Genomic DNA, 24,638 nt, shown 5'->3' with positions numbered 1-24,638 from the left:
CTTTTAAAAAAAGGTTATCCTATTTTCTTATCCATTGCTTGAAAAGCTAACTTCAACGCCTGACTAGTTCCTATTCCTTTCGGATAAACAATTGGCTTTTGGTGCTCTTTGGATAAATCTCGGACATCCCACATACTCCGATGAGAACATGCATCAGTAAATAAAATGATACAATCTGATTTTTTTACCATCTGCTCAAAATATCTTTTGTTGGGCTTTTGCTTCTCAGATAAAGGATGATGCATAATCTTCATTTCATTTTCACGGGCTTTCACTTCTAATGATTTATTCCGTTTTCCACCGATCACTAAGATTGTTCTCATATTATTTACCTCCCTTTTTTATCTCTACAGATAAATTAACACAAAAAATAAAATAAGTAAACATTAAATGTTTAAAAAATTATAATTTATTTTAAAAAGTAATTGAGTTACTTTTTTTAGCGATAAAATAATGAGTAAATAACTAATACATAAAGCGGTTTTTAAAATGTGTTCACCAACTTTTGTTAACTAGGACCTACATATTAAACAGAAAAGAGGGAAGAAATGTTCACTAGGCACAATAGCAGCTTGAAGGAAGTGTGTTACGATACGTTTCCTTAGTTGGGGACTCAGTGTTTGGTCCAGTAGGAACTTTCTTTCAGAAGGAGTTGAAATTGGAGCGGGTGCAGCATTGGAGGACAATTGAATCAATAGGGGGATTTTCAAGTGGTTTGTTTGACTAAACTCTAAACAAAAGGTGAAGCTATTTGCTTTACCTTTTGTTATTTTGCAGACCATCTGAGAAGTATAAATTTCCGGTCTTATTTTTAATCTTTTTAAGCTCTATTTGGAATAATATTATTTCTGGGCCATGTTTCTAAACTATAATTACAAATTATATCCATTCTTCTCCGTTTCCTATCTAACCAAATAGTAGCATTAGAATACATATAGTCATATAATTCTTTTGAAAATTGAATTCCCCCAGAAAATTTACATGTTCCTTTTTCTTCATGGATAGTTAGGTTGGTTCCTAGATGTTTTTGAATGCTCACTAGCATCTCTTTACTACCACAAAATCCTGAATATTTTCGAGCAGGTCCCACACAAGTTAAACCATCTCCATCAAAATATCCCCTTATAAAGTGAGGTACTAAATGTTCTGGTATATCTGGCATAACTTCCTTGCCACTCTTACGAGGTTTAACTCCTAATTGAAGAAGAGAATGATACATATATTTGGACTTAAATCTAACCCCATACGTTTTTTTCCACTTAGGATAATCTCGTCTTTCGTGTAAAAACTTGAATTTACCCTCTGCTCCAATATACATTGTAAAACCCATGACAGCATCCGAATCCTCTCGCTGAAGAATCAAGTGTATCGAGTAATTTTCACGAATGCACCCATCGGCCACAAGTAACCCTAAAAAGTATGCCTTATCTTCACTATCGATGTTGTCAAAGTAGTCATTTCTTCTTATATTCGGGCTTGGTCCTCTCTCTCGATATAAATCACGTTCTTTCAATTTGTAACTAATCCAAGCCTCAGATACGTCCAATTTTTGAGCAATTTCTCTCCCTGTTAAACCCAATCCGACTAACCTTTCAACTTCATCTACTACTTCTTCTGTGTACTTTTTACCAACTGGGTGAATCTTTATATTATTTTCTTTTAAAATGGATGTTATTTTAGTGGTAGAAAGGCCATATCTCTCCGCCAATTCATATGTTGAGCAGCGCTCGTGTTGATAATCATCAACGATTTTATTAATGATGTGTTTCGGTAAGAAAATTTTTTTATTTTGCTCTCTAATCTTTATGCCCATTTTAACTAATCGATTTTTTATTACTGCTCGAGAACAATTAAATTTATTTGATATTTTTTCTAGACTTTCCCCTCTTATATACAATTCCTTCATCTGTTCTTTTTCATTTTCTGAGAAAATATCAGGTTTGGAATTAGGCACCAAATTTCCTTTCTTAAAAAAATCGTAAACGGTCGAGTTGTGACGTTGTATTCCTTCTGCGATTTCGGGTGCGGTTTTTCCTTCTTCATGAAGGCTTAATATTAATTTCTTTTCATCTTCAGTTAATGGTATTTGTTTCATTTCTACTCCTCCTACTGAACCTAAGTACTTTTACCGTTAATGGTGTAGTAGAAGTATTTACATAAATTTCGTTAAATACTTTTTAATTTTAAAAAATAAATAATACATTACATAGTTTATTTACCAGTAAACTATCCCTTCTTGACCATCTTATTTTCTGGTTGTTGTAGTTTTATGTATTCTTCTGGCTTCTGTATGCACTCTTTATACTGTTTTTAACGATTGGCATTAGAGGATTGGGCTAATGTAATAAATTCCTTGTTTTTTCATCACATATCATGTACCCATGCGGTTTAAATACTTTTTTCAAAGAAAAATTTCTGACCATAATAAAAAAGCACCCTCTTGGATGCTCTTGTTAAACTTACCTATATAGAGTCAAAACGCTGCTTATTGTAATAGACACTGGGTAATTGTTAATAGTGTTTTCTGACACCAAAAATGTTATATTAACTTCTTCTACTTTGTAAAAATGCTTCAAACCGTTGTTTCTTTTGTTCCAGCTCTTCTTCTGAAAATTGCTTTACGGGTTCATTGACCCCTAAAGCTTCAAACAAATCTTTCTTGATTTCCTCGTACTTTGATGAGGCTTCGTCCAAGTTCATATTGAAAGTTGCCTGTAATTCTTCAATAGCTAAATCACGTATCAACCATGATTGTTTAGATTCTTTAGATTTTCTTAACTTTGATACTAAATATAATAAAATACTGGACGTATCAGATCTTGCTGTTACTTCTTGTTCCACTTTACTAGCCTTTAGGACAGTAGTGATATATCCAATAGGGTTATCAATATCAGTCCTAGTAAGCATTTGTTCCATTAAATCTATAACTCTAGTTTGTCCATATTTCTCCCATGATTTAATAGTATCATCATCTATTTGTAATCCTAAATGTACCCCATGCCTTTTAACGGTATTTAAGTATGTATTTGGACTTTGAAACTCCTCTAAATCACCTCCGAAAAATTCCAATTGTTTAATTTCACTTTTCTTCTGACCAGATATTATGATGAATTTTAGCTTTTCGACCCTTCGACCCACTTTTATCTCTTCAATTTCAAAGTTGATGTCGGTTTTCTGTTTTAATTCCTTTTGAGCTGGTACTAAAACTCGTTGTTTAAAGTTACCATATGCAGGATAGACATCTTCAGCTCCAAGCATTTTACGCAAATCTACAAGAAGAAATGTCCGTTCCCTTAGTTTTTCATATTGTTTTAATAGTTCATATATCCGGATGGCGTATGTGCTTTTCAGTTTCACTACATTTTCTAGTTTATAACTAGTGAAATTTTTTTTAAGTTCAAGAAGGTAAGGTCGTAAGAAAGGATCAAATCTTATATCAATGGTACCTTCTGACTCGTTATATGCAACATAACTAAGCCAGGCGACCTGGATTACTTTTTTATTAATCCGCACTTCAAAAACTTTCTGCATCATTTCTTTGGTAATCTGCCTTAATTCAGAATACTTAGGAGATCCCTTTAATCCTAGTAATTTATTAAATTCTTTTATTGGTAAATTGTACGTTTTGAAGTCTGAATCAGTTGGCTGAATATTGCTAGCAAGACAAAGTATAATCTTTTGTTCTACTACACCAAGTTTATAGTTTGCCTCTATAAGCATATTCGATTTGGTAACAAGGTGATTTTTCCTTGCCTCAATAATAGTTGTTGCCACTAATAATCTTCTCCCTCCTACTTCAATGCTAATTATGTCAAAGATCGAACTATAACTAAAGTATTTTTTTGTTATATTTTATAACACACAGATCTGTTGTGTTTGTTTTACAATATATATTTTAAATGTTTAATAGAATTTAATTGTTTTCAGTTCAAAAAAAACTAGTCAAATCAAGGCTTTAAGGGCTATAACTATAACAAAAATGGTGTTAACTATAACAAAAATGGTGTTAACTATAACAAAAATGGTGTTAATTATAACTTTTTTGGTGCTATAACTATAACAAAAATGGTGTTAACTATAACAAAAATGGTGTACTATAACTTTTTTGGTGCTAACTATAACAAAAATGGTGTTTATTATTAATGTCCCTTTTATATGAATGCAAATCTAGCTTCATACCCTTCCCTTTTTTCCAAATCCTTCATCATTTTTGTTGAATCTTCACCATCCACTATTACCCGCTCCAATTCTCCATCAAAAGGATGTTCTCGCTATCTAAGCGAGAGAATAATGTCAAATTAAAAAGACGGTTGTATATATAAAACTATAAAAAAACTTTAATAGGGATATTTGTATTAATTTTATACATAGGTCCCCTTCAGAAATGCTTATTTACATAAATACAGGTATACAGTTAAATGTACTTACATAAATACTTATGATTCCATAGATGGACAACGTCAGGAAAATGCAGATTTACAACGATAACCCACTTTGCTTCGGTCCCCGGTTTTTATTGCATTTCTTAAAAACAGTATCAATCAATGCTTTTTCCACTCTTTGGCAATAAGCTTAAACTCTATAAGTTTTTCAGAATGCTACTCGCATTGTTTTTATAGCGTAATCCGGCCTGTACATATCGATCCACCATTTCTCTGGTTTTGTGACCGGTCTGCTTCATAATGGAGATTTCTGTCATCCCCATCATTGCAGCACTTGTTGACAAACCACTTCGGAGGCTATGTGCCGCAAATTCTGTATCATCCATTCCTATCTTTCTAATATATTTTTTTACAATCAAAGCAATCGCTTTATCACTTAAACGGTCTTTTACATTTCCGTGTCGATCTATGGATCTAAAAAGTGCACCAGAAGAAACGCCTGCTGCAGCTAACCAATCGCGAGTGGCATTCACAGGGCAAAATTCATTATGGGTAAACACAACCCCTTTAATCAAATCATCATTGTGTGTTTTAGTTTCCCGGATTCGTACATCCATTCCAAAATCATTGATTTGTAAGTCTTCTATGTTAATAGATACCAATTCTGTACGTCTGCTTGCTAAGGCAAAGCCTAACAATAAGATTGCTTTATCCCTGATTCCGATTAAGGATGCAGTGTCAATATTCTGGATTAAATCAGGTAATACCTGGAGCATTAATGCTTTTTTTGGCTCTTGCTTTGATCCAATTTCCCGTTTGATTCCTTCCATTAAGAGCTGAACTTCCATGTGTCTTGAAGGAGGGAGATACTTTTTGAACCTGTGAGCCTGATTAATGGAGGATAGCCGTCTTCGTAATGTTGAATATTTATGTGTGGTGGCCAATTCAATTAAGTAGGAACAAATAGTTCCAACATCAGCCGGAAGAGGTGACCGAAGGTTCACTTCACACCAATCAGTAAAATGCTTCCAATCAGCTTCATAGCCCTTTTGCGTATTTTTACTCTTGGAGTTTTTTATGTAAAAATTAATTTTTTCTAATTTTTCTCTTTCAATATTTAATAGAGATTCATTTTTGGGCTCGAGCAATTTCATCCCTCCTTAATTTATAAAACAGTTTGTAAGGTCAGTACTTAGCTGCGTTTTTTTACCCTAGCTTCCGATAACTATATATTATCGGAAGCTAGGATTTATGTAAATTAATACTATCTTAAGTTTTGAAATGTTTTGTAGAATGTTCTCTAGTTGCCATTATAGTGGATTTTTCTTTCACACTACAATACAGGATATTATGCCAATGCGTTGAATTTTTTATTAGGTAAAATTTTAAAGACGGGAATGGAGGAGCAACATGAAATTTTGTCCACAGTGCGGAAAAAAACGTTTCGAAAAAGCAAATTTTTGCTATGAATGTGGTTTTAAATTTCAATGGTTTTCAAAAAAAAATGAAAATCATAGAGCAATGGAAAACCAGCTTAATAATGATTTTGATAAAGCAGCAACTTTGGATAAGGATTTAAATGTATTCCAGGAAAAAGAAGTTGTTGTTGATACTCGTGTTAAGGCAGTAAAACCTTGTAGTACCTGCTCCTTTTCCAAGAAATTTAATAATGGCAGCTGTGAGGTTGAGGAAAAACATTTTCTATCACCTCAATGTCCTTCCGATACATGGGAACAGAAAAAGAAGGCCATGAATGTTGGAGGAGAATTGGTGATTAGAATTGTACATGATGGTCAGAGTGAGGATGGTGTGTATCAAGAGGGATTGTTTATTGGTGTCCATCCTAAGAATAAAGATACAAGGCATATGAGAACGCTGCTGGAGAAAACCTTCCCAGGTCAAGACGTGGTGGTTCATGCCACTTTACTGAGAGGAAATCCTAATTCCATCTATACAAATATCTCAATGAAACTCATCGGTTTGTCGGTGCCTCCTTCTACAAAAGAGAATTTACAACCCAAAAACAAATTTTCAAAGTGATTGTCCATATTATTGGTAGGAAATACAGCTTAATGTATACCTGTATTTACATAAATACAAATAAATATCGAATGATTGTTTCTAATTTGGTGATTTTCAATGGAGCAGATATGGATAGAAAATTTCTTCATCTTATAACCACGAGATCTGATATATGAAAATGGCCCTCTTTTATCCACTTGACAATCGATTTTTAACAGTGTATAATGAAGTGTATACACTTCATTATACCATAAAACAATAAATTTTCGTTACAATTTATTGTTTTATGGTATATTTTTAAATATTGGTGGTATAATGAAATATATATATTTCATTATATGTGGAAAGAAACTCAAAAATAGGTGGTTTTCCTATGGCACGCCCGAATAGATATCAAATTATGGATTTATACAGGGATGATATCATTAATGAGTTTAATGAAATAAACACAGATGTATTAACGCTGACTCAAATTGAAAGAGTACTTGCAAGCAATAGACTGAATTGGCGGTTACCAAACTCAACAACACTACAACAATTTTTAGAATATCTTATTCTTAAGAAAAAGTTATTAAAAGAGGTTGAATTTGGAACCGGTAGTAGAAGAGAAAAAAGGTTTCTCTATTTAAAAAGAGATATTAATATCACCTCATTAGGATTATCGCTTTATCCAAATTCATACCTATGTCACTATTCAGCCGTTATGTTCCATGATTTAACGGATGAAATTGTTAAATCAACGTACGTAAACCATGAGCAAACGAAAAAAACAAAAACAAATAATAAACTCATTCCTCAAAAAAATATAGATATTGCGTTTTCTAAACCAATGAGAAGTACAAATAACTATTTAGATTACAATAACCAAAGAATATATATTATTAACAGTCAATATTCGAATAACCTAGGCGTAATTGAACGTGAAAACATTAGAGTTACGGACATCGAAAGAACTCTTATTGATATAACAGTTCGGCCGCAATATTCAGGAGGAGTATTCGAGGTACTAAATATTTTTAAAAAAGCACGAGGAGACGCTTCGGTTAATCGAATTATAGCTTACTTAAAAAAACTTGATTTTACTTATCCGTACCATCAAGCTATTGGATTTTACCTTGAAAAAGCTGGTTATAAAGAGAACGCCATAAAGCTTATCGAAAATAAGTTCACTTTTGAAAATGATTTTTATCTTACGTATAACATGGAAAACAAGGCATATAACGAACGTTGGCGTATTTATTACCCTATGAACTTATAAAAAAGCTGAACCGATTGGTTCAGCTTTTTTATATGACCTCGGGCTTAAGGGCAGTATTACCAATTACCTGCTGCACATAGTCAAAATAATAATCAAACCCTTTATATTCAGCCTTATTAAGTATGGAATCTTTTAATTTAGCCTCTTCCTGTTTGTGAAAATCGCGCGTGTTTATTATTTCCGCTAATAATTCTAAAGGAACTCTCTTAGCCTCAAAACACTTTTTCATATGCTCAATATTTTCTTCACTTTTTAAGTTCAAATCAGGAATCTTGTCACTTTCTAAAATAGTATAAATATCATAGAAATCTCTGGGTCTTGGTCGACCAAAATCATGAGATTTCCCAATACTTTCAAGGTATGTAGGCATTTGTTGGCATATAGCTCTAAGTTTCTCAAAAAGAATTAATTCAGGGGTATATATCTGAATATCAAACCCATCAATCTCTTTGTTAATTGTAGATCCACAATATTCAAATCTACCGAAGTCAATTTTTACATTTTTCTTGCCTTTATTAGTAGCAATAGCTTTTGCTCCTAGAGCAACAGGGTTATCTTCATACTTCTCATACTGGTTAGCTTCGATAATTTTAAAATTTGCTTCATATCCCCCCCAGAAATCTTCATTTTTTTCGTTGAGTTTTTTTGGTTTTGCCTTAACCTTAACATCAAAAACTCTGTATCCTGTAGGTTCGAAAGCCTTATTTAAAACTTTATCTAATTTAGCCTCAAGGTCCGTTGTTTCCTCTAAACCTATAACCTCAAATTCTTGAATCATAGATACATCCACATCGATTGAGGCACGTGAATTTAGCCCATATCCAATTTCTAAAGCATTACCACCTTTTAAAACTAGGGTTTCCATTAAATCATCATCAGAAAATAAAGCGATGATGGTTAATTTTCTTACTTCTTTTAATTGCTCTAAATTCAGCTCCAAATCTACTACCTCTTTCCATTCTAATCTACTAAAATAGTAGCACAAAAATGGTGTATTTAGAGAAAAATACCTTGATTTACAATATTATCTAAATTTAACTGTGCATATTGAATTAAACATCACCCAAAATCCATTAAAACCTAGCTGATCTAACTTTATAGGGTCTATTAAGAAGGAGATTTAATTAGTAATCTTGAATATATAATATTAAACTGTAAATACAGCAAGCATTATATATGTAAATACAATAATCTGTATAACTGTATTTACATATATAAATGGAATGGAGGGTTATATATGACTGCAACAGTGATTACCTATTCACTACAAAAGGGAGGCGTAGGCAAGACCACCACATGTGGCCTTAGTGCTTTCCTTCTTAGTGATATGGGATACAAAGTACTAGCAATAGATATGGATAGCCAAGGCAATCTAACACAACTGATTAGTGGATATGATGATTTAGAACCCTTTTATCAAGAAACAATCAAAGAGGCTCTAGAATTTGGTGATGTTGATCCTTTCATTAAAGTCGCTTCAGATAATCTTCATTATGTAGCTGCAGATGATTATCTAGTATTAATTGCAGATTATAAAGGTCCAATACCTAAATCTACTTTATTAAGAAAAGCCATCGACAAGGTTATAGAAGAATATGATTTTATTTTAATTGATACTCCACCAAATTTAAGTATCCAAACAGTGAATGCTCTTATTGCAAGTGACTATGTAGTGATTATGTTTGAGACTGCAAAATTTAGTTATAACGCTATACCTCGATTCATGGATTCAATCACTGGGGCAAGGGATAATGGAAATCCGAATCTTAAAATCGCTGGAATATTAGCAACACTATCGGATTCACGACGAAATGATAATAAAGAACTGCTAGAACTAATCAAAGAGGAATATAAAGACTTAGTGTTTAAAACCACTATACCTCGTCGTGCAGCAATCGGAAGACTATCTGTATATGGATTTTTTGATAATCCAGAACTTCGCCAAGCTACGGAAATACATAGAGATTTTATAAAGGAGCTGCTTTCACGTGTCACTCAAAAATAAATACAAAAGGCCAACACCCGATCAAGTGCCACCCAAAAAAAAGGGGAATTCAGAAGTTATAAGTAAAATGGTTCATAGCGAAACCATAAATACAGGTATACAGGAAACAGTAAATACAGAAAGAAAGATCAAAAAAGCTACGTTTGAATTAGATGCTATTCTACATAAAAAGCTACGAACTTTTGCTGCTTTAAACGATACCACTATGGTTGATATAGTTGAAAAAGCAATTAATGAGTACTTTGATAGAATGGAATATAAATAAGAACTGTAACAGAAAAAGCTAGTCCCGTAACAGCAAATGAACTAATGATTAAATAAGCGAATATCCAGAAAGTAGAATTTCACTGGTTTGATCATAAAAGAGACCTTTCGGTAAAAAGAAAGGCCTCTTTTACTTTTTTAGGTGGTAATATCACTTTACGAAACGCAATAATTCAATAGCAGCTTGAAAACGTCGTTCTCGTATCTCTAATGTATAGACGGCAAAAGGGTGGATAATCTTGATACGGTAGGAATTAGATTCAATCTCTATGAACTTGATAAGCTAATTGAAACACTGCTAAAAGCCCGTAATAATGCTTCAAAATGGGATTAATTAGACATAAAAGCAGCTAGAAAAAACAAGGAATTAACTGCTACTTGTTACGATGTTATTTTCTAAAGATAATTCCTTTGCGAAATGAATTTCTAACTTTTGAAAAAACAAAAGTATTTCCTTGAAGTGAAAAAACTAATATTGTTAATTTGAGAGGTGAAAAGGCAGTTGAAGGGCGATACAAAGAACATAAAAGAACAATATGACAGTGGGATGCAAGAACTTAGGGAATTTCTTAAAGCTGAAACAACTTGGCAGGACTTGACTTTTGAAGAATTCAGTGCGAAATCTGGAACTTTTAAAAGTTTACTCGTATTATCTGAGCTCGCAATGCAGGAAGGTGTCTATCCTGAGGAATATTTAAAGGATGAACTTCAACAAATTCTTCAAGGAATTAAAAGATTATTGCTTTAAAAAGAATCGTAACAGAAAAAACGAACCATTTTTTAAATAAAATCTAAAAAAAGCAACTGAAATCGTTTGTATTCAGTTGCTTTTTCTATCGCTATTTTTTTGTTAAAACTTATGCGTTTTGTTAGTCCAACTCGGTTGTCAATTGACGAGTTACACCTCTCAACCGACCCGTTAAATAACATCACTATACCCAGGCTTTAAACATTTATTCTTTTCTTGTTGCCGGCTTTTTCTTGCTACCGTTTTCCAACTTTTCATATATTCGGGCCAACTTTTCGTTATACTGGTCGTGAATTGTTTGCAGCTTCTCTTGATATTCCTGTTTTACTACCAGTATTGCACTTGCTTTTTCTAAGTCCTTTTGACTAGTTAATTGTGTTAACTGGTTACTATAATTAACCTTTAATGATTCCATTTCTCTTTCTTTGCTGATTAGTAGTTGCTTCTGCTCGTGAACGGTTGCCTTTAATTCCTCGATTGACGATACTAGTCGGCTTTCCTTTTGCTGAAACTGGCTTGTCATGGATTCTCTTTCATTGGCGAAGGCTTCTTTTAACTCTGCATTTTCAGTAGCATATCCCTTATACTGGTTAACCAATGACGATAAAGTATCAATCTTTTCCTTGTACTCATGGATCAATGACTGATTATTTTCAACCGTCGCCTGCTGACTTTCAAGTTGCTTCGATAATTCCCCTTTTTCCTGTTCCAGCACCTTTAGTATTTCTTGGGCCTGCTTTAATTCTACTACTGCATTATTAGCCTTTTCTTGATACTCGCTTATAATGGCTTCCCTTTGTTCCAGCTTATCAGTTACCTCTTTCACAGCATTGTCTTTGATATAGATTGATGATTGCACCATATTAGAAACTAATTCATAAATCCTAGCTGTATGTATATCTAATTCGGTTAACTCTTTGTTGTAATCTGAAGCCCCTTGTTTAATGGACTGCATTTCAGTAATAGCAACAGCCTTTTCAAACCACTCCTTTGCTGAATCCCCACTATTTTCAATCATAGATTTGACTTTTTCATATAGTTCCTCACTTACCTTTACTCCGAATGTCTTATCTGACATTTGGTTTACCCTCCTGTGGTTAACTTTTATAACATTATTATATCATAGGTTAACCATGTTAACTAAGGTTAACCATATTTTTTTCTTCAGGAACTAATGCCTGTATGTCTTAAGGATTGAAAAAAATCATTATTCAATAATATCGCCTCATTCTGTTTCTAGGTATTTTGTTACATTGGATTTTAAAAATAATGTTCACCTAATGTACAAACACTTCTATTTATTAAAGTGCTATGTTTTAGGAGTCCATAAATTAGTTTTAAGGGTGTAGATTCTTTATGATCTGCACCCTCTTTTTTATTGAATGGTTACTGAATAAAGGGAGGTATTAACGGATTTATTCTGTGGTTCAGGTGGGCTTATAGAAGGACTATAGCTAAGGAGTAGGTAATACCAATTGTATAGTATAACCAAGGCAGTCAGTCCCACCAGTGACAGGGGGAATATTAAAAATCACATGAGGTACCATCAGATGTCAAACACATATGCAAGTAGTACCATGACAAAACAGGAATAAAGCTGTATTCACTATCATAATAAGAACGGAAATAGCGATAACGAACGGTACCAACATACGAAGTTATTACCGTTAATACCATTGATTTTTTTACTGGGCAGGTGGGTACACAGGGGGCTAGGGGGTGTCAAGGGGTCCTCTCACCCAAGCCAAAGATAAATACCAATTTCCAAAACTCCGGCCGCAGGGGCTGTCTCAGTGTTGCTGAGGGCAATACTTCAGACGAATTAACTTTCACTTTATAGGGGATTGTTCGTTTAATTGTAATAGAATGAGAAATTGTTATCTTTATCATCCTGTTTAGGAGATTGTCGATACTGACGTTATTCATGCAGGAGGGGAATTTGGCTGCGGAGGATAACAAACTTTTGATCTATTTCATGGTGATGGAGTGTATGCATATAAATGCCTTGTTTTAAGCTTTTTTTCTAAAAGGAATGGTTAAGGATTGGGCAATTTTAAATCAATAAATAGGGCAAAAAAATTTTTGCCGACCCGTACAAGAAACACTGCATCACATTTTTTAATAGAATCGGTTTATTTTGTTACTTTATTTCTTATCTTGGTCTATTTTTCTGTCGAAAACATCTACTTATCGAACATCTGTCTGCTATAATATTGAGTATAGTCCAAGGCGGCCCTCTCTTAAATCAATAAAAAGGGGGTCGATGAAGTTGAAGAGAAAAATACTAGACTTCATTACCACTCACGAAAGCAAAATAAAAAAAGGCTTCGATTGGGCACTAACCATCGGAAACCTTCTTTTATTCGTTTTCAAAGTGTTTAATGGATAACCAGTAGCACTACACTTCCCACAATGTAGTACCATACGGACGGTAAGATCATAGTACATAAAAGAAAGGTGGTTCGGTTCGTGCCCACAAGCACTTGGACTTAAAACGGCTGCCGAACTGACTCCCACTCACCTTCTCTAATATTTATTATGATTCTTCCCTAAAAATGCTATACCTAAACGAAAAAACCTCAGGTTCCCACGCCCGAGGTTTTTTCATCTCTTAAATCATAAAAAGGTAATCTTTGAAGTTTAAAAACACTAAACTATAACCAGTTAAATTTACCGACAACTTAGCTTCCCACGGCTAAGGTCTCGGCCCTCCAATTGATTTTTTGACCATAAAAAGATCAAAAACTCCTCGCAACCTATCAGTTTTTAAATCCCACAAACATGTTTTGAACAAATTAATTAAGTAATCAAAGATGATAGGTTACTACCACAATAGTAGCATAACTTTGTTTAACTTTGTACACTTTTGTCTGACATTGTATGACATTTTCTGATACTTTAGGATTCTTCAGGATTCTTTAGGATACTCTAAAACGCTTCGAATGACAGAGTTATGGCTGTTCCACCTTTTTAAGATGGGTACCTTCCAAGGTATTTAAGAATCATCTTGAATCCCCGCTTGACTTAAACGTATTTCTAATTGTTCTTCTAATTTTCTTTATCTTTTTGTTTGTAGTCCGATATATAAAAGACAAGAAACACCCATAAAAATGCAATCCTCTTCAGAGAATTATATCCATAAACAATCTATCACCCTTTTATTTTCTCCCCACGCTTACTTTCCAAACAAACGGGCAAAAAAGCCTTTCTTTTTCTGTTCTTCCTGTGTGGCTGCTATTTGCAAAAGTTGCTGCTTTACCTCCTGGGATTCCCTTAATGATTCCATCAGCTTACGATCCCGTTGTTCCAGGCGTTCTTCAATGTATGTTTGCTGCTGTTCTAACCGTTGAACCAATTCACAATTGAAATTTTCCTGCTGTTCCAAGCGTCGCAATAACGTGCGGTTAAATTCATCTTGCGTTTTTACATGCTCTAACAACGTCGTCATTATATCCTCATTAGAACGTATTAAATCACGCTTTAAAACGTCGTTTTCTTCCTCCATTACTGCAGGAACGCCTCCCGTTCCCGCCTCGAACGCCCCTTTACCAAAGCGATCTACAACCAATTTTGCAGCGTTCTCTAATTGCATATTGTGGTGCTTCACCAGATTCTGAAAATGCCGTAATACGACTACATCATTCTCTACAAATATCCGTTGTTTATGGTCGTTCCTCATGAACGCATACCCGTTCTTCTCAAGGGAAAGACACCATTTTCTTAGCGTGCTATCTCCTATATCTAATGTTGTATTTATCTCTTTAGGCGAATACGCCTTCTCAAATACACCTTCCATTCACCTTCACTCCCTGATAACGTTCTTTTATACGTTCTATTTTCAAAGGTGAAAATCCTCTAAAAGAAATGTGAGGCACTTTTTCGTGTCCTTTCGAAAAAAACTACCAAAATTGATTTTTCATGCCTTATAGGTGTAGCAAAATCACCAAAACGACTGTTTTTTTCAGTAAAAAACACCATTTTGCTACACGCTCTCATATCAAAATTCACATTTTCGTCTTTTGATATGAGAGCAGATTACACTTATCATTCGAAGGGAAGGGAGTTGAAAAAAATGGAGAAGCACAAGATCACAGAAAGTTTTTACTGGGTGAAAACGAGGGATAAAATCGGAGGAACCATTAGAACAAACGTGTATAAACAAGATAATGGTATTTTTGAAGCCTATTCTTATTACTGGCAAGATGAAGATGAAGCTATTGTCGGCTTCAGTGAAAGCTACGACGATGAACAGGCTATTAAGTGGTCCAGAAAAGAATTGAGGAAGGAATGGAAAAGCGAAAAGCTGCTTACATAGGCATTGCAAAGAACATCAAATAAGCTTTTTTTGTTTTATCAAGCCACTTTGTGCAATATTTTCACACCATTTTCTGCGCACATTAAGCACACCTAAGAAAATAAGCAAAAACTAAACATTTCTTAACGCGTATGTAAAGGCTAAGCCCTTGACGCTACTGGATTTCTCCATTGCTAAGTCATTACGCAAAAACGAACCAGAATCTTAGGATTTTCAAGGCATCATTAGACGTGCGCACGGCCCCATAATCAGCCGAATAAGCGACTTTAAAAATACCGCCAGATTTTTTTTTCCTTGCCCTAAAAAGAAAAGCCGGATACCGTCAGGAAACGGGCATAAGGACCGCAGCAAAAGGATTCTACATTCAGGAGTCCTTTTATTCTGGTTTCTTAGGTTCCTTAAGATAATTAGGTTTCTTATCAAAATTTTTAAATTTATCATTCAATTCTACTTTTTGGCGATTTTCATAACCCCTATAAAATAAATGAGGCGAAACCATGTACTGCCCCCCTAATGATTTCCCATACCTCTTTTTTAGAAATCCCTTTTCACATAATAATTTAATAATGTCACTTACAGTTTTGGTACTTACTCCACAATCATGCGCAATTTCTCTTTGAGTTTTATCCAACCTATTATACCTTAAATCCAGGTTATCAATTATGTAACTTACCACCGCCGCTTGTTGCTCCCCTTTTATAAGCTTGATCAGTGCAACCATATTATCTTGGTCCATTTTTAAAAATTTTTCTGCCACAATCCTATTCCTCCAATTATTTGTTGTAGATAATTACTACAACTATACACCTAAACTACAACAAAGGAAAACACCGCCACCCTTGATAAACAAGGATAAATTTCCTTTTTCTCTTTTATTCTCTCTTTTTCTTTTAGCATAACTTAAAACCGGCATAAAAAAGAGTGGCATATGCATAGCACCGCAAGTGGTGTGCTCTTTCTTGAACAACAGCACGCATACTTCAGTACTTAAACTAGCTCACGGGAGGCTTTCGCCTCCACCCTTTTTGAACCTTCTTCACGTTTCACGTAGGTTACGTTGTCTTTATGTTCTTACTCCAATCAAGCTGTTTGTTGGAATAAAGACATAAAGCATGTATGCATAAGCATGGCACCGCAAGCGGTGTGCCCTTTTTTGAATTTCACTAAGAAAAGGAGAAGAAAAGTATGAAAGAACATGCCCTTTATTACCATTATGAATTGCTTGAGTTGAAAAAGTTAATTACGGACATTGAGGAAGCTATTGAATGGGCAGAAGCAGCTGAAAGTCACTTAACTTCTGAAAATGACCCAGATAGCATATTTGGAATATCTATTTCTTATTCAAAAGTCAGCTTGGTTAGATCTCTAGAAAAATTCAAGTATCAGCACGATAAGATTGTTCAGAGTATGTCTAACCTTTATATCTAAAACAAAGAAAGGTAGTGAAGAACAATGGGCACCAAAAACGCACTCGATTACCATAAAGAATTATCAGAACTACAAGTTCTTACAGCATCAATAACGTATACACTGGAACACTTTAAACTTACATATGACTGGATTTATAACAAATACGAAGAGGAATACCGTAATGTAAAAAATCCATTACCATTCGGAGCGACTGGACTTGCTAGCCATGCAATGACAATTTCTATGGCTGAAGATGACTTAAATAAAGCATATACCATTATAAAAAATAGACAGGATTTCATCGAAAAAAGGCTTTCAAGTCACTCTTTTTAATTTTTCACCAGCAACATTTACTGCTAAAAGGGAGGCGCCCCTCCATTCTTTTCGGTTTTGGGGCTGTCGCCCTTTCCCGTTTTGAAAGATTACACGTTCAACGTTGGTTACGTAGTCAATATGCACTATTACTGAAGTATCGATAGTGTCATTGATGTTAAGAAACATGGGAGGCTTTCGCCTCCACCCTTTTTGGAATCTTTTAAGGTTTCACAAAGACTGCGTTTTCTTTGTGGTCATATACTTACGCTAGCGCGTGGGGTTATGTATTAAAACTGTCTTTATAGGCAGTTTTTTTATTTTACTAAAGGAGGAATCTTTATGTATTCAGTCCAACATGGCATCCAATTTGCCAGGACACTGACAGAAAAAAGCTGCTTAGTTTCGAGATTACATTTAAAAGGGGTGGAAAGATCAAGTTATTTTACATTACATCAAATCGCTTGGAAAATACTTCGTCGGCAGCACAATGCTGAAATAGTCAAAAAGTTAGCTGGGGACGAGATGATCGAGTGTGTAACAGAGGCTTTAAAACTTACATTTGGTACTGAACCAGATGAACAACTAGTTAGTTACTATTACTTTAGTATTCGTGACCATAAAAACAATCTAGAAATCTTAAAGACACTTCCTCATGGACAAGTAATTTTAACCAACTATCAAAAGGTTTTAAAAGACAACTTCGATTGGGAAGATAGTCTTCAAACAGCCACTTGGTATCTTAAAAATAACATGGTTAATGCACTTTACGAGTTTTCTTACGAAAATATCATCCTAGTACAATCCGAGTTATTACTACTACAAAGAAATAAAAACGCCATGGATTTTTTCAACGCTTGGTGTACCTGGATGGAAGAATACACACGTTGTAACGCATTCCTCGTCAACAACTACGGTTACATCTTTAAGTTCCAAAATGGGGCGTTTGAAAGCTATGGTCACATTGCAAATTTATACCGCAAAGGAGATATTCCATTCGATCTTCCAGCACAACCGAATCTACGTTTTAACCTGCAGCAATCATCCAACAACGATGGTTGCTTTTTTTGATTCACAAAGAACGGGGGGTGGGGGAGACATCCCCCTTAGAACTAAATCAAAGGAGGATACTATGTATATCACTAAGCATGTAATCGAACGGTTTCAAGAACGGATTACCTTTGAGGCTTCAGAGGTGGTTCGTTTTTTTATTGAAAGGGATATTGAGGACAGTGAACACATGTATCAAGTCAATAACATTGAAAAACGCATTAAGAATGGCATTGTCTACGTTCTTGATAAGACTAATAAACGGAAACCTACAGTCGTTACTCTTTATCTTTTGGACGGTAATTAAACACCGTTCTCCATAAGCACAGATACCGTTCTAGCACCAATACTGGCGCTTTATCCTAGCTTTTCACCTTAACAACCTTAGGTGTGCTGCGTTAATGCATTGAAGTGACGAGATTAAAGGGTTTATTCGTGTTTTTGCCTACAAGTCACCTATTGAAAAAAGCTAAGATTTGCTAAAAAATAAAGAACAATTTGTGACGGCAAAGGAGAACGCACCTGCTGCAAGGAATTGTTTGTGCTGGAGGTGATGATCAACATGAAACAAATTATGGAAAAAAACGTACCGCATTGTATTTTTTGTGAAGAAGAAATGGTAGCTGGGCAATTTGTTTACCTGGACGGGATAAACGGCATTGTTCACGCTAAATGTTCCGAATGGAAAGAGGATTTCATCCAAGACAAAGGGAAGTACGAGGAAATCGTCAGTAAATATCCACTTTATTTTGAAAAACTGAAAGTGTAAGCCCTTAGGGTGTCCTCCAACAACAACAGACACCCTATTCTACTTTTACAATAAAAAAAGCTGCAAAAATGGCAGCCAATTAATCTAGTATTCGGTTTAGATAATACTACAAATCACATGATTTCCGGCTATTAGATATGCCATCCCGCAATTTCAGTTGCAATCTGGCTAAAATCCTCAGGTAAATCTTGGCTTTTTCCCGTTCCAAATACTCGGCACCGGCTGCCATGGTTCATTCCACATTTTCATCCTCTGAACTGAATTTACTGGAATCACCGGCACACCTGGGAGCGAAAAACCAAAGGAAAAGGAAGAATGCTCTGAGTTAAGGGAGATTTAAACCCCGTCTCTCGCGCCGTATAAGGCGAAAAATGATTTTAAAGGGGATAAAGTCACCTCAATCAAAAAACCGCTTTAAGGGACCAAAACAAAAGCCTAGTGACGCAATTGGCCTAAAAGAAAATGAAAATGGATTATTTGGGGTGTTAGCGAATAAGGCCATTCTAAATGAACTACAGCGTTTCAAGTGGCTTATAAGGAGGTAAATACCTTTATCCCCAAAAGGAAAATAGCAAAATTGGGGTGAAAATTCCTCCTTAAAGTTAAAAAAATCTCGTAAATAAAACAAGGAGTGCTGACCACAGCAGTCCCTGTTCGTTTTTATTCTTGGAGTTGTAATAGTTTTTTAATTTTTGGGACGGATTCTAGTGGAGTTGGATATTCGTAGATTTCAAACAGTACAAGGTAGTCATTTCGATTCCACCAACCAGTGTAGTCATAAAATGGATCTTCATCTACTTTTGCTAGTCCTTCATTTTCAACGCGCTCTACCCGTTTTATTTCTCCTGTATAAATGTTTTTTACATAATCACCAGGGGTTGCTATACAAGGTACATAAATAATCATAATCTCCCTCCTTTCAAATGGGTTATCCATATATATCGGTATTTTTAGAGTGGTGTTCAATTTTTTTTCAAGATTTGGAGAAAGAAATAGATTATTCGTTGGATAATATATTTTTAAATTATCCTTTTCCTTCTCCGTCAAATCCCTTTAATACCAATACTTAGAACTACATTTTAAGTGTAGCGGGTTTTTTGTTGCTCATTTAGTTCTTATACGCATTTTTTTGAGTAAATCCAAAAATAAAAAACGGGAGCTCCCTTGAAGGTTTATTTCTAAAAAATCCGTCGTTTTAATTGTTAATCTTTTATTTTTAACTTTTGGGCTTTACTTTCGACTTCTAAGCGTTAATCTAAAATCTTTTTGGCTTTATCTTATTCAGTTTTTATTTCTAGGTTTTAGACCCTTAAATTAAGAATGAAATCAATAATCCTATGAATAATAATTATTTTTAAATTATTCATTTCATTGTTCATTTCATTATTCATCCAAAGCTTGATACATCAATGGTTTGCGCCGTCTATTTTATGACAAAAATGAAACCATCCTAAAAACGTTGCTAATTTGCAACCTTTTACAAATTTCATACCCCTCAAAAAAATCATTCTCCTAGCCCTTTTAGTGTTTTATATCCAATAAAACAGGCTTGATCGATTTATCTTAAAATAGAACGACAATATGGAAAAAATATATTTTTTCTCAAGTACTCCTAGTATTACTTTTTTCATCTTTAAATCTAGCAAGGTTTTCGTATTTCTTAAGACACATCATCATTGATATCATTTTTTCTATACCTTCAGCTTCAGCTTTTGTTCGAACAAACTTTTTTATTAATTCATCAACATTCATGAATAATATCACTCCTTTCTTTCCGTTAATTTAAGGGGAAATCTTTTATTATTCGAAGTAAAAATAAGAAAGAGTATTTAATCAAAGGTGCCTCTATTAATAAATGGAAGAAGTGATTTGTTCATAGTTAATTAAAAAAATCCCTTTTTCTTGAATTGATATTTTTGTAGAGTTTATACTTGACACAAGTTCATGTGTGGAAACAAAAAAAGAGCTTTAAGCGTGTTCCTTGGTGCTACCAACACCCTGAAACCGTCAATCGTGCCAGAACCACGACAAACTTCTGCTCAAAACTCTTATCTAAACAATATTATGTAGCTATTTTAAGGGATATAATATGTTTTTTTCAAGTGTTTTACTTTGTCTATTTTTAGGGAGCGCTGTTTGTCGTATGAAGATCTACGACGAGCTACGTTCTTTTTGTTTTCCCAAAAAGGAGACGATATATTATGACAAAGACTACTTATCGGAATGTAAAAAAAGAAAAATTTACACCGATTTCTAATTCATTATTATGGGATAAAGAATTATCCTTACAGGCTAAAGGTTTGTTAGCAATCTTTTTATCTAATACACTAGGCTGGAAACTAAACATAAAAGAAATCTCCACTCGTTCAAAAAATGGCCGGGATGCTCATTATAAAATCGTTAATGAACTAATCGAACTTGGATATTTTTCAAGGATCCGGGTAATAGATTTTGTTACAAAAACATTCGAAGAAATGATTTATATTTTTTCAGATATTAAACAAGAAGTAGCAGATGAACTTGAAAATATAAAGCAACGGTCAGCCACAAACGGTAAAGACTTAATCATTGAATATAAAACAAAAAAAGATAAAACAATGAAGGAAAATGAAAATGAACCGTATCCTGAAAATCAGGATACGGTGTTTCAGAATCCGGACGTTGAGGGTAGGGGAAATCAGGACATTAATAATATCAATCAAAATAATATTATTAAAAATAATAATATTAATAATAATACTAACCTTAATCTTAACCTTAATCTTGTTAATAACTATGATGTTTTATCGAACGCTCAAATTCCCAACGATTTAAAGATCAAAATTAAGGCTATGATTGTTTCAAATAAAATATCTTTATCAGTTGAGGATTTTCTACACATTCAAGATGCGTATCATTATCAAATTCAAAGAGAATATGTTATACCACATTGCAGCTGTGATGATCCTATAGCATTAAATGAATATGAGTTTACAAGTACAGTAATCAAGATGCTTGAGACCGTTAAAGATATCGAAAACATGAGAGGGCTTATTAAAGATTGGGTTGAAAAGGGATACTACTATAAAAAAGATAGGTTGCATATTTCTGATTATTCCAGTACTGGTAGTATTAATAATAATTTGTTGTCCAATTGGTTAAGTAAATAAAATCTTATCATGTTTCATAACGGGTGTATTTGGAGCCTAGGAAAGTCTTGGTATCATTCCTCGTAACATCATTGAAAAGTATCTAAAAAAACAATAACAAATCTTAACCACAAGAAAAAACCACACAACAAGTCTTTACCAGATTTGTCTGTGTGGTTTTTTCTATATGGTCATTACTTATTTCTTGCAAATTACAAATATTTTAGCTTTTTAATTTTTCGGTAACCGCCGCATCCCTTCTCATGATTTCAATTAATATTTAGTAGGTACTTTTAAGGTGATTTAGTAGTTCCCTAGCTGCCTCTAATCGAACTTTTTCATCTGTTGCATTATTTGCCAAGTCTTTAAGAATTTCTAGTGTATTAGCGAGCAAGTTCTCTTTATCCTTTGCTGGAATGTGAGTATTGGGCTTCTCTTCTGGATTATCAGAAATAAACTTTAGTAAATCAGCTTCTTCTATAGTTCCATGATATTGTGCGATAGTCCTAATATTTTTAAGTAAGGACTGCATAGAGGCATTAAGTTGGTTGAATGCTACTGGAGTAAACCATCTTTTTACCGAATGCGCATGAGACATTTTCATGTCTTCATATTCTTTGGCCCACCTATATGGACCTACTTCTCCTATATGGACTATGTTTCCTTGTCTAATTAATACTAGATCCCCCTCTTGCATTGTTCTAACAAATGCATTAACTAATCCTAAATTTGTCAGAAGTGATTGCCCTTCATAACCATTAGATTTTAATGCCTCTCTAATATCCTCTTTAGTAGCATTGGTTAAGTCTCCTGTTTCCTGCCAACCAATCGTAACCACATTGTCTCTTAGAAACACGTCAATCCGTTCTGTGTTATTCGGTTTGCTTCTTAACATAAAGATTTTCATAAATTAAACCTCCTATTTTTAGTATTAATTTAGTAGCTACTTAGTAGGTGTCTAAGTTAAGAATAGTTGGTATTTGTTTCTAAGTCAACATTTATTTTTTACTTTTTTTGCAGGCACAGTAGAGATAGGTCATGAAATCAATGTGCTTGCAAATAAAAAAGACTGCCAGTGTTGGGCAGTCCAATTGTTTTAATAGTAAAAGCTTTTCCGGCAAGTGTTCGCCTTTCCTAAGTTGTGAATATACGAAAAAGGAAAGAAGTTAAAGTTTTTCTTTAGCACTATAAAAAGGAGTCCAGGCTTATATTAAAGCCTAATGCCACTAGCTGCATTATCATCAAAAAATTAGCTTTCTTGATATACCTCTGCAACGAATCACTTCTCTTATGCCTGGTCTGCTTCATAATCTGACGCTCAGCCTTTCTAGCCCTCGCAGCTGTCGAACAAAACCCGCTTCTTAAACTATGAGCGCCATACCGATTTGGGTCCAATCCCACCCTTTCACAACAATCCTCTCCATAGAACATTAGAATTGAATGTATTTTTTGATAAATTCATACATTTAAATAAAAATTAAAAAATAACACACACAAATAGTTGAACACACATTGTGTGTGTGTTATATTATATTCACAAGTTACGGTGTGTGTATAGGGTGGATGTTGATGAAAAGGAAGGTAGTGAATAGTTTGGAAACAAATTTGCGTACAACAAAAGAAATAAGCGAATTACTAAATGTTTCAGAGGAATCTGTCCGAAGATGGATACGAAATGGGGATTTAAAAGCTCAATTGGATGGGAAGAGCTATTTAGTTGATGAAGAAACTCTTAATAAATTCATACAAGAAAGAGCAAAGGTACCAGGAACAACTATTTCTAAAACCGTAGCAACTGAGGTAGCACTCTCAGCTATAAATCCAATTATTAAAGGACTTATTACTGCAGGAGCTGCCGGTTTATTAAATAAAGCAGCAAAAACTAAGTTGAATAATGGTGCTGGAACTTCACATGTAACATCAAATGACGAAACAATTGAATTAAAAGATATAAAAATTTACATCGAAGCATTACAAAGAAAGAAAAAGAAAATTGAACTGGAATATCAAATGAAGTTACTTGAGATTGAAGATGAAATTGCCGGTTATATGGTGTTAATGGACAAGACTAAAAAGAGCGAAAATTCGTAAATCTATCCCAAATGGCACTAAAGGTACTTCCAACCCTTATAAAAATAATTATTTAAAAGTGAAGGAGCGATTAAGGATGGAAAAAGAGAAACTTATTAAGTTAGGTAAAGATATGGTGATAGCAGTTATTCCGGTAGTAACAACGGCACTAATTAACATTCTAAAAAAATAAGGGGAAGATGAAAAATGTTCTGGATAAAAATTATAGTTTTTGTTTTGCAATTGATTTTGGAAGGAATGTCTAAAGATGAGGCAGCAGCAGCTACTGCTATGAAGTTTGGTGTCAACAAGTCCGATATCTTAAAAAGATTGTAGTAATGTATTTGCAAACTCCAGCCAAGATTTACATAAAGGGAACGGGGCTAAGCTAAGATAAATAAGGAGGAACAAGTATGTTTATTAAAGACGGTAATAAAGAAATTCAATTCGGCAGTGGAGGAGATGTATTTTTAGGTACCTTAGCAATTGGTGCAGTTACATTTTTAGGCTATAAGCTTATGGAAGGTGGCAAAATCGTCTTAGAAAAATTAATTGGAAGAGACGATCTGCCCGAAGTTCTTGATAAAACATCAAAAATCATTAATTTGGAAGACCATAAGAATAAAAGCATAGAAAAAAATATAAAAAGAACATGGAATAAATAGTTCCGTAGTTCCTTTAAAACCCCTAAACATTCGGTTAGGGGTTTTTTATATTTCGGAACCCCCCCACGATATTAAAGGTGCGTTGTTATCTAAAAACATACATTCAGCAAAAATCACAGTTTGTTTAGACGAATCAAATTGTGCTAAAACCACTACTTTCTATGAATCGAAAGAAACAGTAAATATTAATTAGCTTATTTCGGGGTTATGAATACCTAGCAGTCTATTAATAATACCATA

General features: G+C 34.1%; 25 protein-coding genes. 14 read left to right on the top strand and 11 right to left on the bottom strand.

Annotation, left to right across the window (positions count from 1 at the left end; translation table 11 throughout):
• Window positions 1-14: 14 nt before the first annotated feature.
• From BANA01_RS26010 to BANA01_RS25995, 4 genes are all read right to left on the bottom strand, one after another.
• Entirely contained in the window at window positions 15-323 is a 309-nt protein-coding gene (locus BANA01_RS26010; protein WP_063255325.1) for a DUF2325 domain-containing protein, read from the bottom strand.
• Window positions 324-820: 497 nt separating this feature from the next.
• On the bottom strand, window positions 821-2,095 hold the full coding sequence (locus BANA01_RS26005) for a helix-turn-helix domain-containing protein (RefSeq protein WP_063255324.1): 1,275 nt from the start codon (window positions 2,093-2,095) through the stop codon (window positions 821-823).
• A gap of 449 nt (window positions 2,096-2,544) precedes the next feature.
• Complete coding sequence (locus BANA01_RS26000; protein WP_063255334.1) at window positions 2,545-3,720, bottom strand: replication initiation protein; 1,176 nt, start codon at window positions 3,718-3,720, stop codon at window positions 2,545-2,547.
• 859 nt (window positions 3,721-4,579) lie between these two features.
• On the bottom strand, window positions 4,580-5,530 hold the full coding sequence (locus BANA01_RS25995) for a site-specific integrase (protein WP_063255323.1): 951 nt from the start codon (window positions 5,528-5,530) through the stop codon (window positions 4,580-4,582).
• A gap of 373 nt (window positions 5,531-5,903) precedes the next feature.
• Between BANA01_RS25995 and BANA01_RS25990 the strand changes: the two genes are divergently transcribed.
• Window positions 5,904-6,422, top strand: coding sequence for a hypothetical protein (locus BANA01_RS25990; protein ID WP_218008428.1), 519 nt, complete (start codon window positions 5,904-5,906; stop codon window positions 6,420-6,422).
• 355 nt (window positions 6,423-6,777) lie between these two features.
• Window positions 6,778-7,662 (top strand): type IV toxin-antitoxin system AbiEi family antitoxin domain-containing protein, encoded by an 885-nt coding sequence (locus tag BANA01_RS25985; protein WP_063255321.1) that lies wholly within the window; start codon window positions 6,778-6,780, stop codon window positions 7,660-7,662.
• Between the two features lie 28 nt (window positions 7,663-7,690).
• On the opposite strand, the gene BANA01_RS25980 is transcribed toward BANA01_RS25985, so the two are convergent.
• A complete protein-coding gene (locus BANA01_RS25980) occupies window positions 7,691-8,602 on the bottom strand; it encodes a nucleotidyl transferase AbiEii/AbiGii toxin family protein (RefSeq protein ID WP_063255320.1) in 912 nt (303 codons plus the stop codon).
• A gap of 297 nt (window positions 8,603-8,899) precedes the next feature.
• Between BANA01_RS25980 and BANA01_RS25975 the strand changes: the two genes are divergently transcribed.
• The 3 genes from BANA01_RS25975 (at window position 8,900) to BANA01_RS25965 (ending at window position 10,679) form a co-directional block, all read left to right on the top strand.
• The gene (locus BANA01_RS25975; protein WP_063255319.1) at window positions 8,900-9,667 is read left to right on the top strand and encodes a ParA family protein; all 768 of its coding nucleotides are present in this window, start codon (window positions 8,900-8,902) and stop codon (window positions 9,665-9,667) included.
• Window positions 9,651-9,932: a hypothetical protein gene (locus BANA01_RS25970; protein WP_063255318.1), complete on the top strand. Its 282-nt coding sequence runs from the start codon at window positions 9,651-9,653 to the stop codon at window positions 9,930-9,932. Before BANA01_RS25975 ends, BANA01_RS25970 begins: the two co-directional genes overlap by 17 nt.
• Before the next feature lie 501 nt (window positions 9,933-10,433).
• Window positions 10,434-10,679, top strand: a complete 246-nt coding sequence (locus tag BANA01_RS25965) for a hypothetical protein (protein WP_063255317.1) — start codon at window positions 10,434-10,436, stop codon at window positions 10,677-10,679.
• Window positions 10,680-10,884: 205 nt separating this feature from the next.
• Here the strand turns inward: BANA01_RS25965 and BANA01_RS25960 are convergent, their stop codons facing one another.
• Together BANA01_RS25960 and BANA01_RS25955 are read right to left on the bottom strand one after the other, a co-directional pair.
• The gene (locus BANA01_RS25960; protein WP_063255316.1) at window positions 10,885-11,757 is read right to left on the bottom strand and encodes a hypothetical protein; all 873 of its coding nucleotides are present in this window, start codon (window positions 11,755-11,757) and stop codon (window positions 10,885-10,887) included.
• Window positions 11,758-13,854: 2,097 nt separating this feature from the next.
• Window positions 13,855-14,358 carry a DUF3967 domain-containing protein gene (locus tag BANA01_RS25955; RefSeq protein WP_169803751.1) on the bottom strand — a complete coding sequence of 168 codons (504 nt, stop codon included), beginning with the start codon at window positions 14,356-14,358 and terminating at the stop codon, window positions 13,855-13,857.
• 393 nt (window positions 14,359-14,751) lie between these two features.
• Between BANA01_RS25955 and BANA01_RS25950 the strand changes: the two genes are divergently transcribed.
• On the top strand, window positions 14,752-14,994 hold the full coding sequence (locus tag BANA01_RS25950; protein WP_063255314.1) for a hypothetical protein: 243 nt from the start codon (window positions 14,752-14,754) through the stop codon (window positions 14,992-14,994).
• 376 nt (window positions 14,995-15,370) lie between these two features.
• On the opposite strand, the gene BANA01_RS25945 is transcribed toward BANA01_RS25950, so the two are convergent.
• On the bottom strand, window positions 15,371-15,751 hold the full coding sequence (locus BANA01_RS25945; protein ID WP_063255313.1) for a replication/maintenance protein RepL: 381 nt from the start codon (window positions 15,749-15,751) through the stop codon (window positions 15,371-15,373).
• Window positions 15,752-16,179: 428 nt separating this feature from the next.
• Here BANA01_RS25945 and BANA01_RS25940 point away from each other — a divergent pair, with 428 nt between their 5' ends.
• From BANA01_RS25940 to BANA01_RS25915, 5 genes are all read left to right on the top strand, one after another.
• A complete protein-coding gene (locus BANA01_RS25940) occupies window positions 16,180-16,422 on the top strand; it encodes a hypothetical protein (protein ID WP_063255312.1) in 243 nt (80 codons plus the stop codon).
• A gap of 24 nt (window positions 16,423-16,446) precedes the next feature.
• A complete protein-coding gene (locus BANA01_RS25935) occupies window positions 16,447-16,737 on the top strand; it encodes a hypothetical protein (RefSeq protein ID WP_063255311.1) in 291 nt (96 codons plus the stop codon).
• A gap of 321 nt (window positions 16,738-17,058) precedes the next feature.
• On the top strand, window positions 17,059-17,787 hold the full coding sequence (locus tag BANA01_RS25925) for a hypothetical protein (protein WP_063255309.1): 729 nt from the start codon (window positions 17,059-17,061) through the stop codon (window positions 17,785-17,787).
• A gap of 61 nt (window positions 17,788-17,848) precedes the next feature.
• On the top strand, window positions 17,849-18,073 hold the full coding sequence (locus BANA01_RS25920; protein WP_063255308.1) for a hypothetical protein: 225 nt from the start codon (window positions 17,849-17,851) through the stop codon (window positions 18,071-18,073).
• 255 nt (window positions 18,074-18,328) lie between these two features.
• Entirely contained in the window at window positions 18,329-18,535 is a 207-nt protein-coding gene (locus tag BANA01_RS25915; protein ID WP_063255306.1) for a hypothetical protein, read from the top strand.
• Between the two features lie 660 nt (window positions 18,536-19,195).
• Here BANA01_RS25915 and BANA01_RS25910 read toward each other — a convergent pair.
• Entirely contained in the window at window positions 19,196-19,441 is a 246-nt protein-coding gene (locus BANA01_RS25910; RefSeq protein WP_063255305.1) for a hypothetical protein, read from the bottom strand.
• A 696-nt stretch (window positions 19,442-20,137) separates the two neighbouring features.
• The gene (locus tag BANA01_RS29745) at window positions 20,138-20,287 is read right to left on the bottom strand and encodes a hypothetical protein (protein WP_157411895.1); all 150 of its coding nucleotides are present in this window, start codon (window positions 20,285-20,287) and stop codon (window positions 20,138-20,140) included.
• A gap of 449 nt (window positions 20,288-20,736) precedes the next feature.
• Here BANA01_RS29745 and BANA01_RS25905 point away from each other — a divergent pair, with 449 nt between their 5' ends.
• Complete coding sequence (locus BANA01_RS25905; protein WP_063255303.1) at window positions 20,737-21,684, top strand: hypothetical protein; 948 nt, start codon at window positions 20,737-20,739, stop codon at window positions 21,682-21,684.
• A gap of 259 nt (window positions 21,685-21,943) precedes the next feature.
• On the opposite strand, the gene BANA01_RS25900 is transcribed toward BANA01_RS25905, so the two are convergent.
• Window positions 21,944-22,570 carry a hypothetical protein gene (locus tag BANA01_RS25900; protein ID WP_063255301.1) on the bottom strand — a complete coding sequence of 209 codons (627 nt, stop codon included), beginning with the start codon at window positions 22,568-22,570 and terminating at the stop codon, window positions 21,944-21,946.
• A 677-nt stretch (window positions 22,571-23,247) separates the two neighbouring features.
• Here BANA01_RS25900 and BANA01_RS25895 point away from each other — a divergent pair.
• Both BANA01_RS25895 and BANA01_RS25890 read left to right on the top strand, forming a co-directional pair.
• On the top strand, window positions 23,248-23,754 hold the full coding sequence (locus BANA01_RS25895; RefSeq protein ID WP_169803749.1) for a helix-turn-helix domain-containing protein: 507 nt from the start codon (window positions 23,248-23,250) through the stop codon (window positions 23,752-23,754).
• Between the two features lie 392 nt (window positions 23,755-24,146).
• On the top strand, window positions 24,147-24,398 hold the full coding sequence (locus tag BANA01_RS25890) for a hypothetical protein (RefSeq protein WP_063255298.1): 252 nt from the start codon (window positions 24,147-24,149) through the stop codon (window positions 24,396-24,398).
• Window positions 24,399-24,638: the final 240 nt, after the last annotated feature.

The sequence above is a fragment of the Neobacillus niacini NBRC 15566 genome (assembly GCF_001591505.1).
GTDB lineage: Bacteria > Bacillota > Bacilli > Bacillales > Cytobacillaceae > Neobacillus > Neobacillus niacini.
The sequence above is the reverse complement of the archived record's forward strand: the minus strand, read 5'-3'. Positions and strand labels throughout refer to the sequence as shown.

Coding starts and splice junctions, on each gene's coding strand:
- BANA01_RS25915 (WP_063255306.1), top strand. CDS start 18,329: ATGAAACAAATTATGGAAAAAAACGTACCGCATTGTATTTTTTGTGAA.
- BANA01_RS25905 (WP_063255303.1), top strand. CDS start 20,737: ATGACAAAGACTACTTATCGGAATGTAAAAAAAGAAAAATTTACACCG.
- BANA01_RS29745 (WP_157411895.1), bottom strand. CDS start 20,287: ATGAATGTTGATGAATTAATAAAAAAGTTTGTTCGAACAAAAGCTGAA.
- BANA01_RS25950 (WP_063255314.1), top strand. CDS start 14,752: ATGGAGAAGCACAAGATCACAGAAAGTTTTTACTGGGTGAAAACGAGG.
- BANA01_RS26010 (WP_063255325.1), bottom strand. CDS start 323: ATGAGAACAATCTTAGTGATCGGTGGAAAACGGAATAAATCATTAGAA.
- BANA01_RS25935 (WP_063255311.1), top strand. CDS start 16,447: ATGGGCACCAAAAACGCACTCGATTACCATAAAGAATTATCAGAACTA.
- BANA01_RS25955 (WP_169803751.1), bottom strand. CDS start 14,358: ATGAGGAACGACCATAAACAACGGATATTTGTAGAGAATGATGTAGTC.
- BANA01_RS25990 (WP_218008428.1), top strand. CDS start 5,904: ATGGAAAACCAGCTTAATAATGATTTTGATAAAGCAGCAACTTTGGAT.
- BANA01_RS25975 (WP_063255319.1), top strand. CDS start 8,900: ATGACTGCAACAGTGATTACCTATTCACTACAAAAGGGAGGCGTAGGC.
- BANA01_RS25910 (WP_063255305.1), bottom strand. CDS start 19,441: ATGATTATTTATGTACCTTGTATAGCAACCCCTGGTGATTATGTAAAA.
- BANA01_RS26005 (WP_063255324.1), bottom strand. CDS start 2,095: ATGAAACAAATACCATTAACTGAAGATGAAAAGAAATTAATATTAAGC.
- BANA01_RS25890 (WP_063255298.1), top strand. CDS start 24,147: ATGTTTATTAAAGACGGTAATAAAGAAATTCAATTCGGCAGTGGAGGA.
- BANA01_RS25920 (WP_063255308.1), top strand. CDS start 17,849: ATGTATATCACTAAGCATGTAATCGAACGGTTTCAAGAACGGATTACC.
- BANA01_RS26000 (WP_063255334.1), bottom strand. CDS start 3,720: ATGCTTATAGAGGCAAACTATAAACTTGGTGTAGTAGAACAAAAGATT.
- BANA01_RS25985 (WP_063255321.1), top strand. CDS start 6,778: ATGGCACGCCCGAATAGATATCAAATTATGGATTTATACAGGGATGAT.
- BANA01_RS25940 (WP_063255312.1), top strand. CDS start 16,180: ATGAAAGAACATGCCCTTTATTACCATTATGAATTGCTTGAGTTGAAA.
- BANA01_RS25925 (WP_063255309.1), top strand. CDS start 17,059: ATGTATTCAGTCCAACATGGCATCCAATTTGCCAGGACACTGACAGAA.
- BANA01_RS25960 (WP_063255316.1), bottom strand. CDS start 11,757: ATGTCAGATAAGACATTCGGAGTAAAGGTAAGTGAGGAACTATATGAA.
- BANA01_RS25900 (WP_063255301.1), bottom strand. CDS start 22,570: ATGAAAATCTTTATGTTAAGAAGCAAACCGAATAACACAGAACGGATT.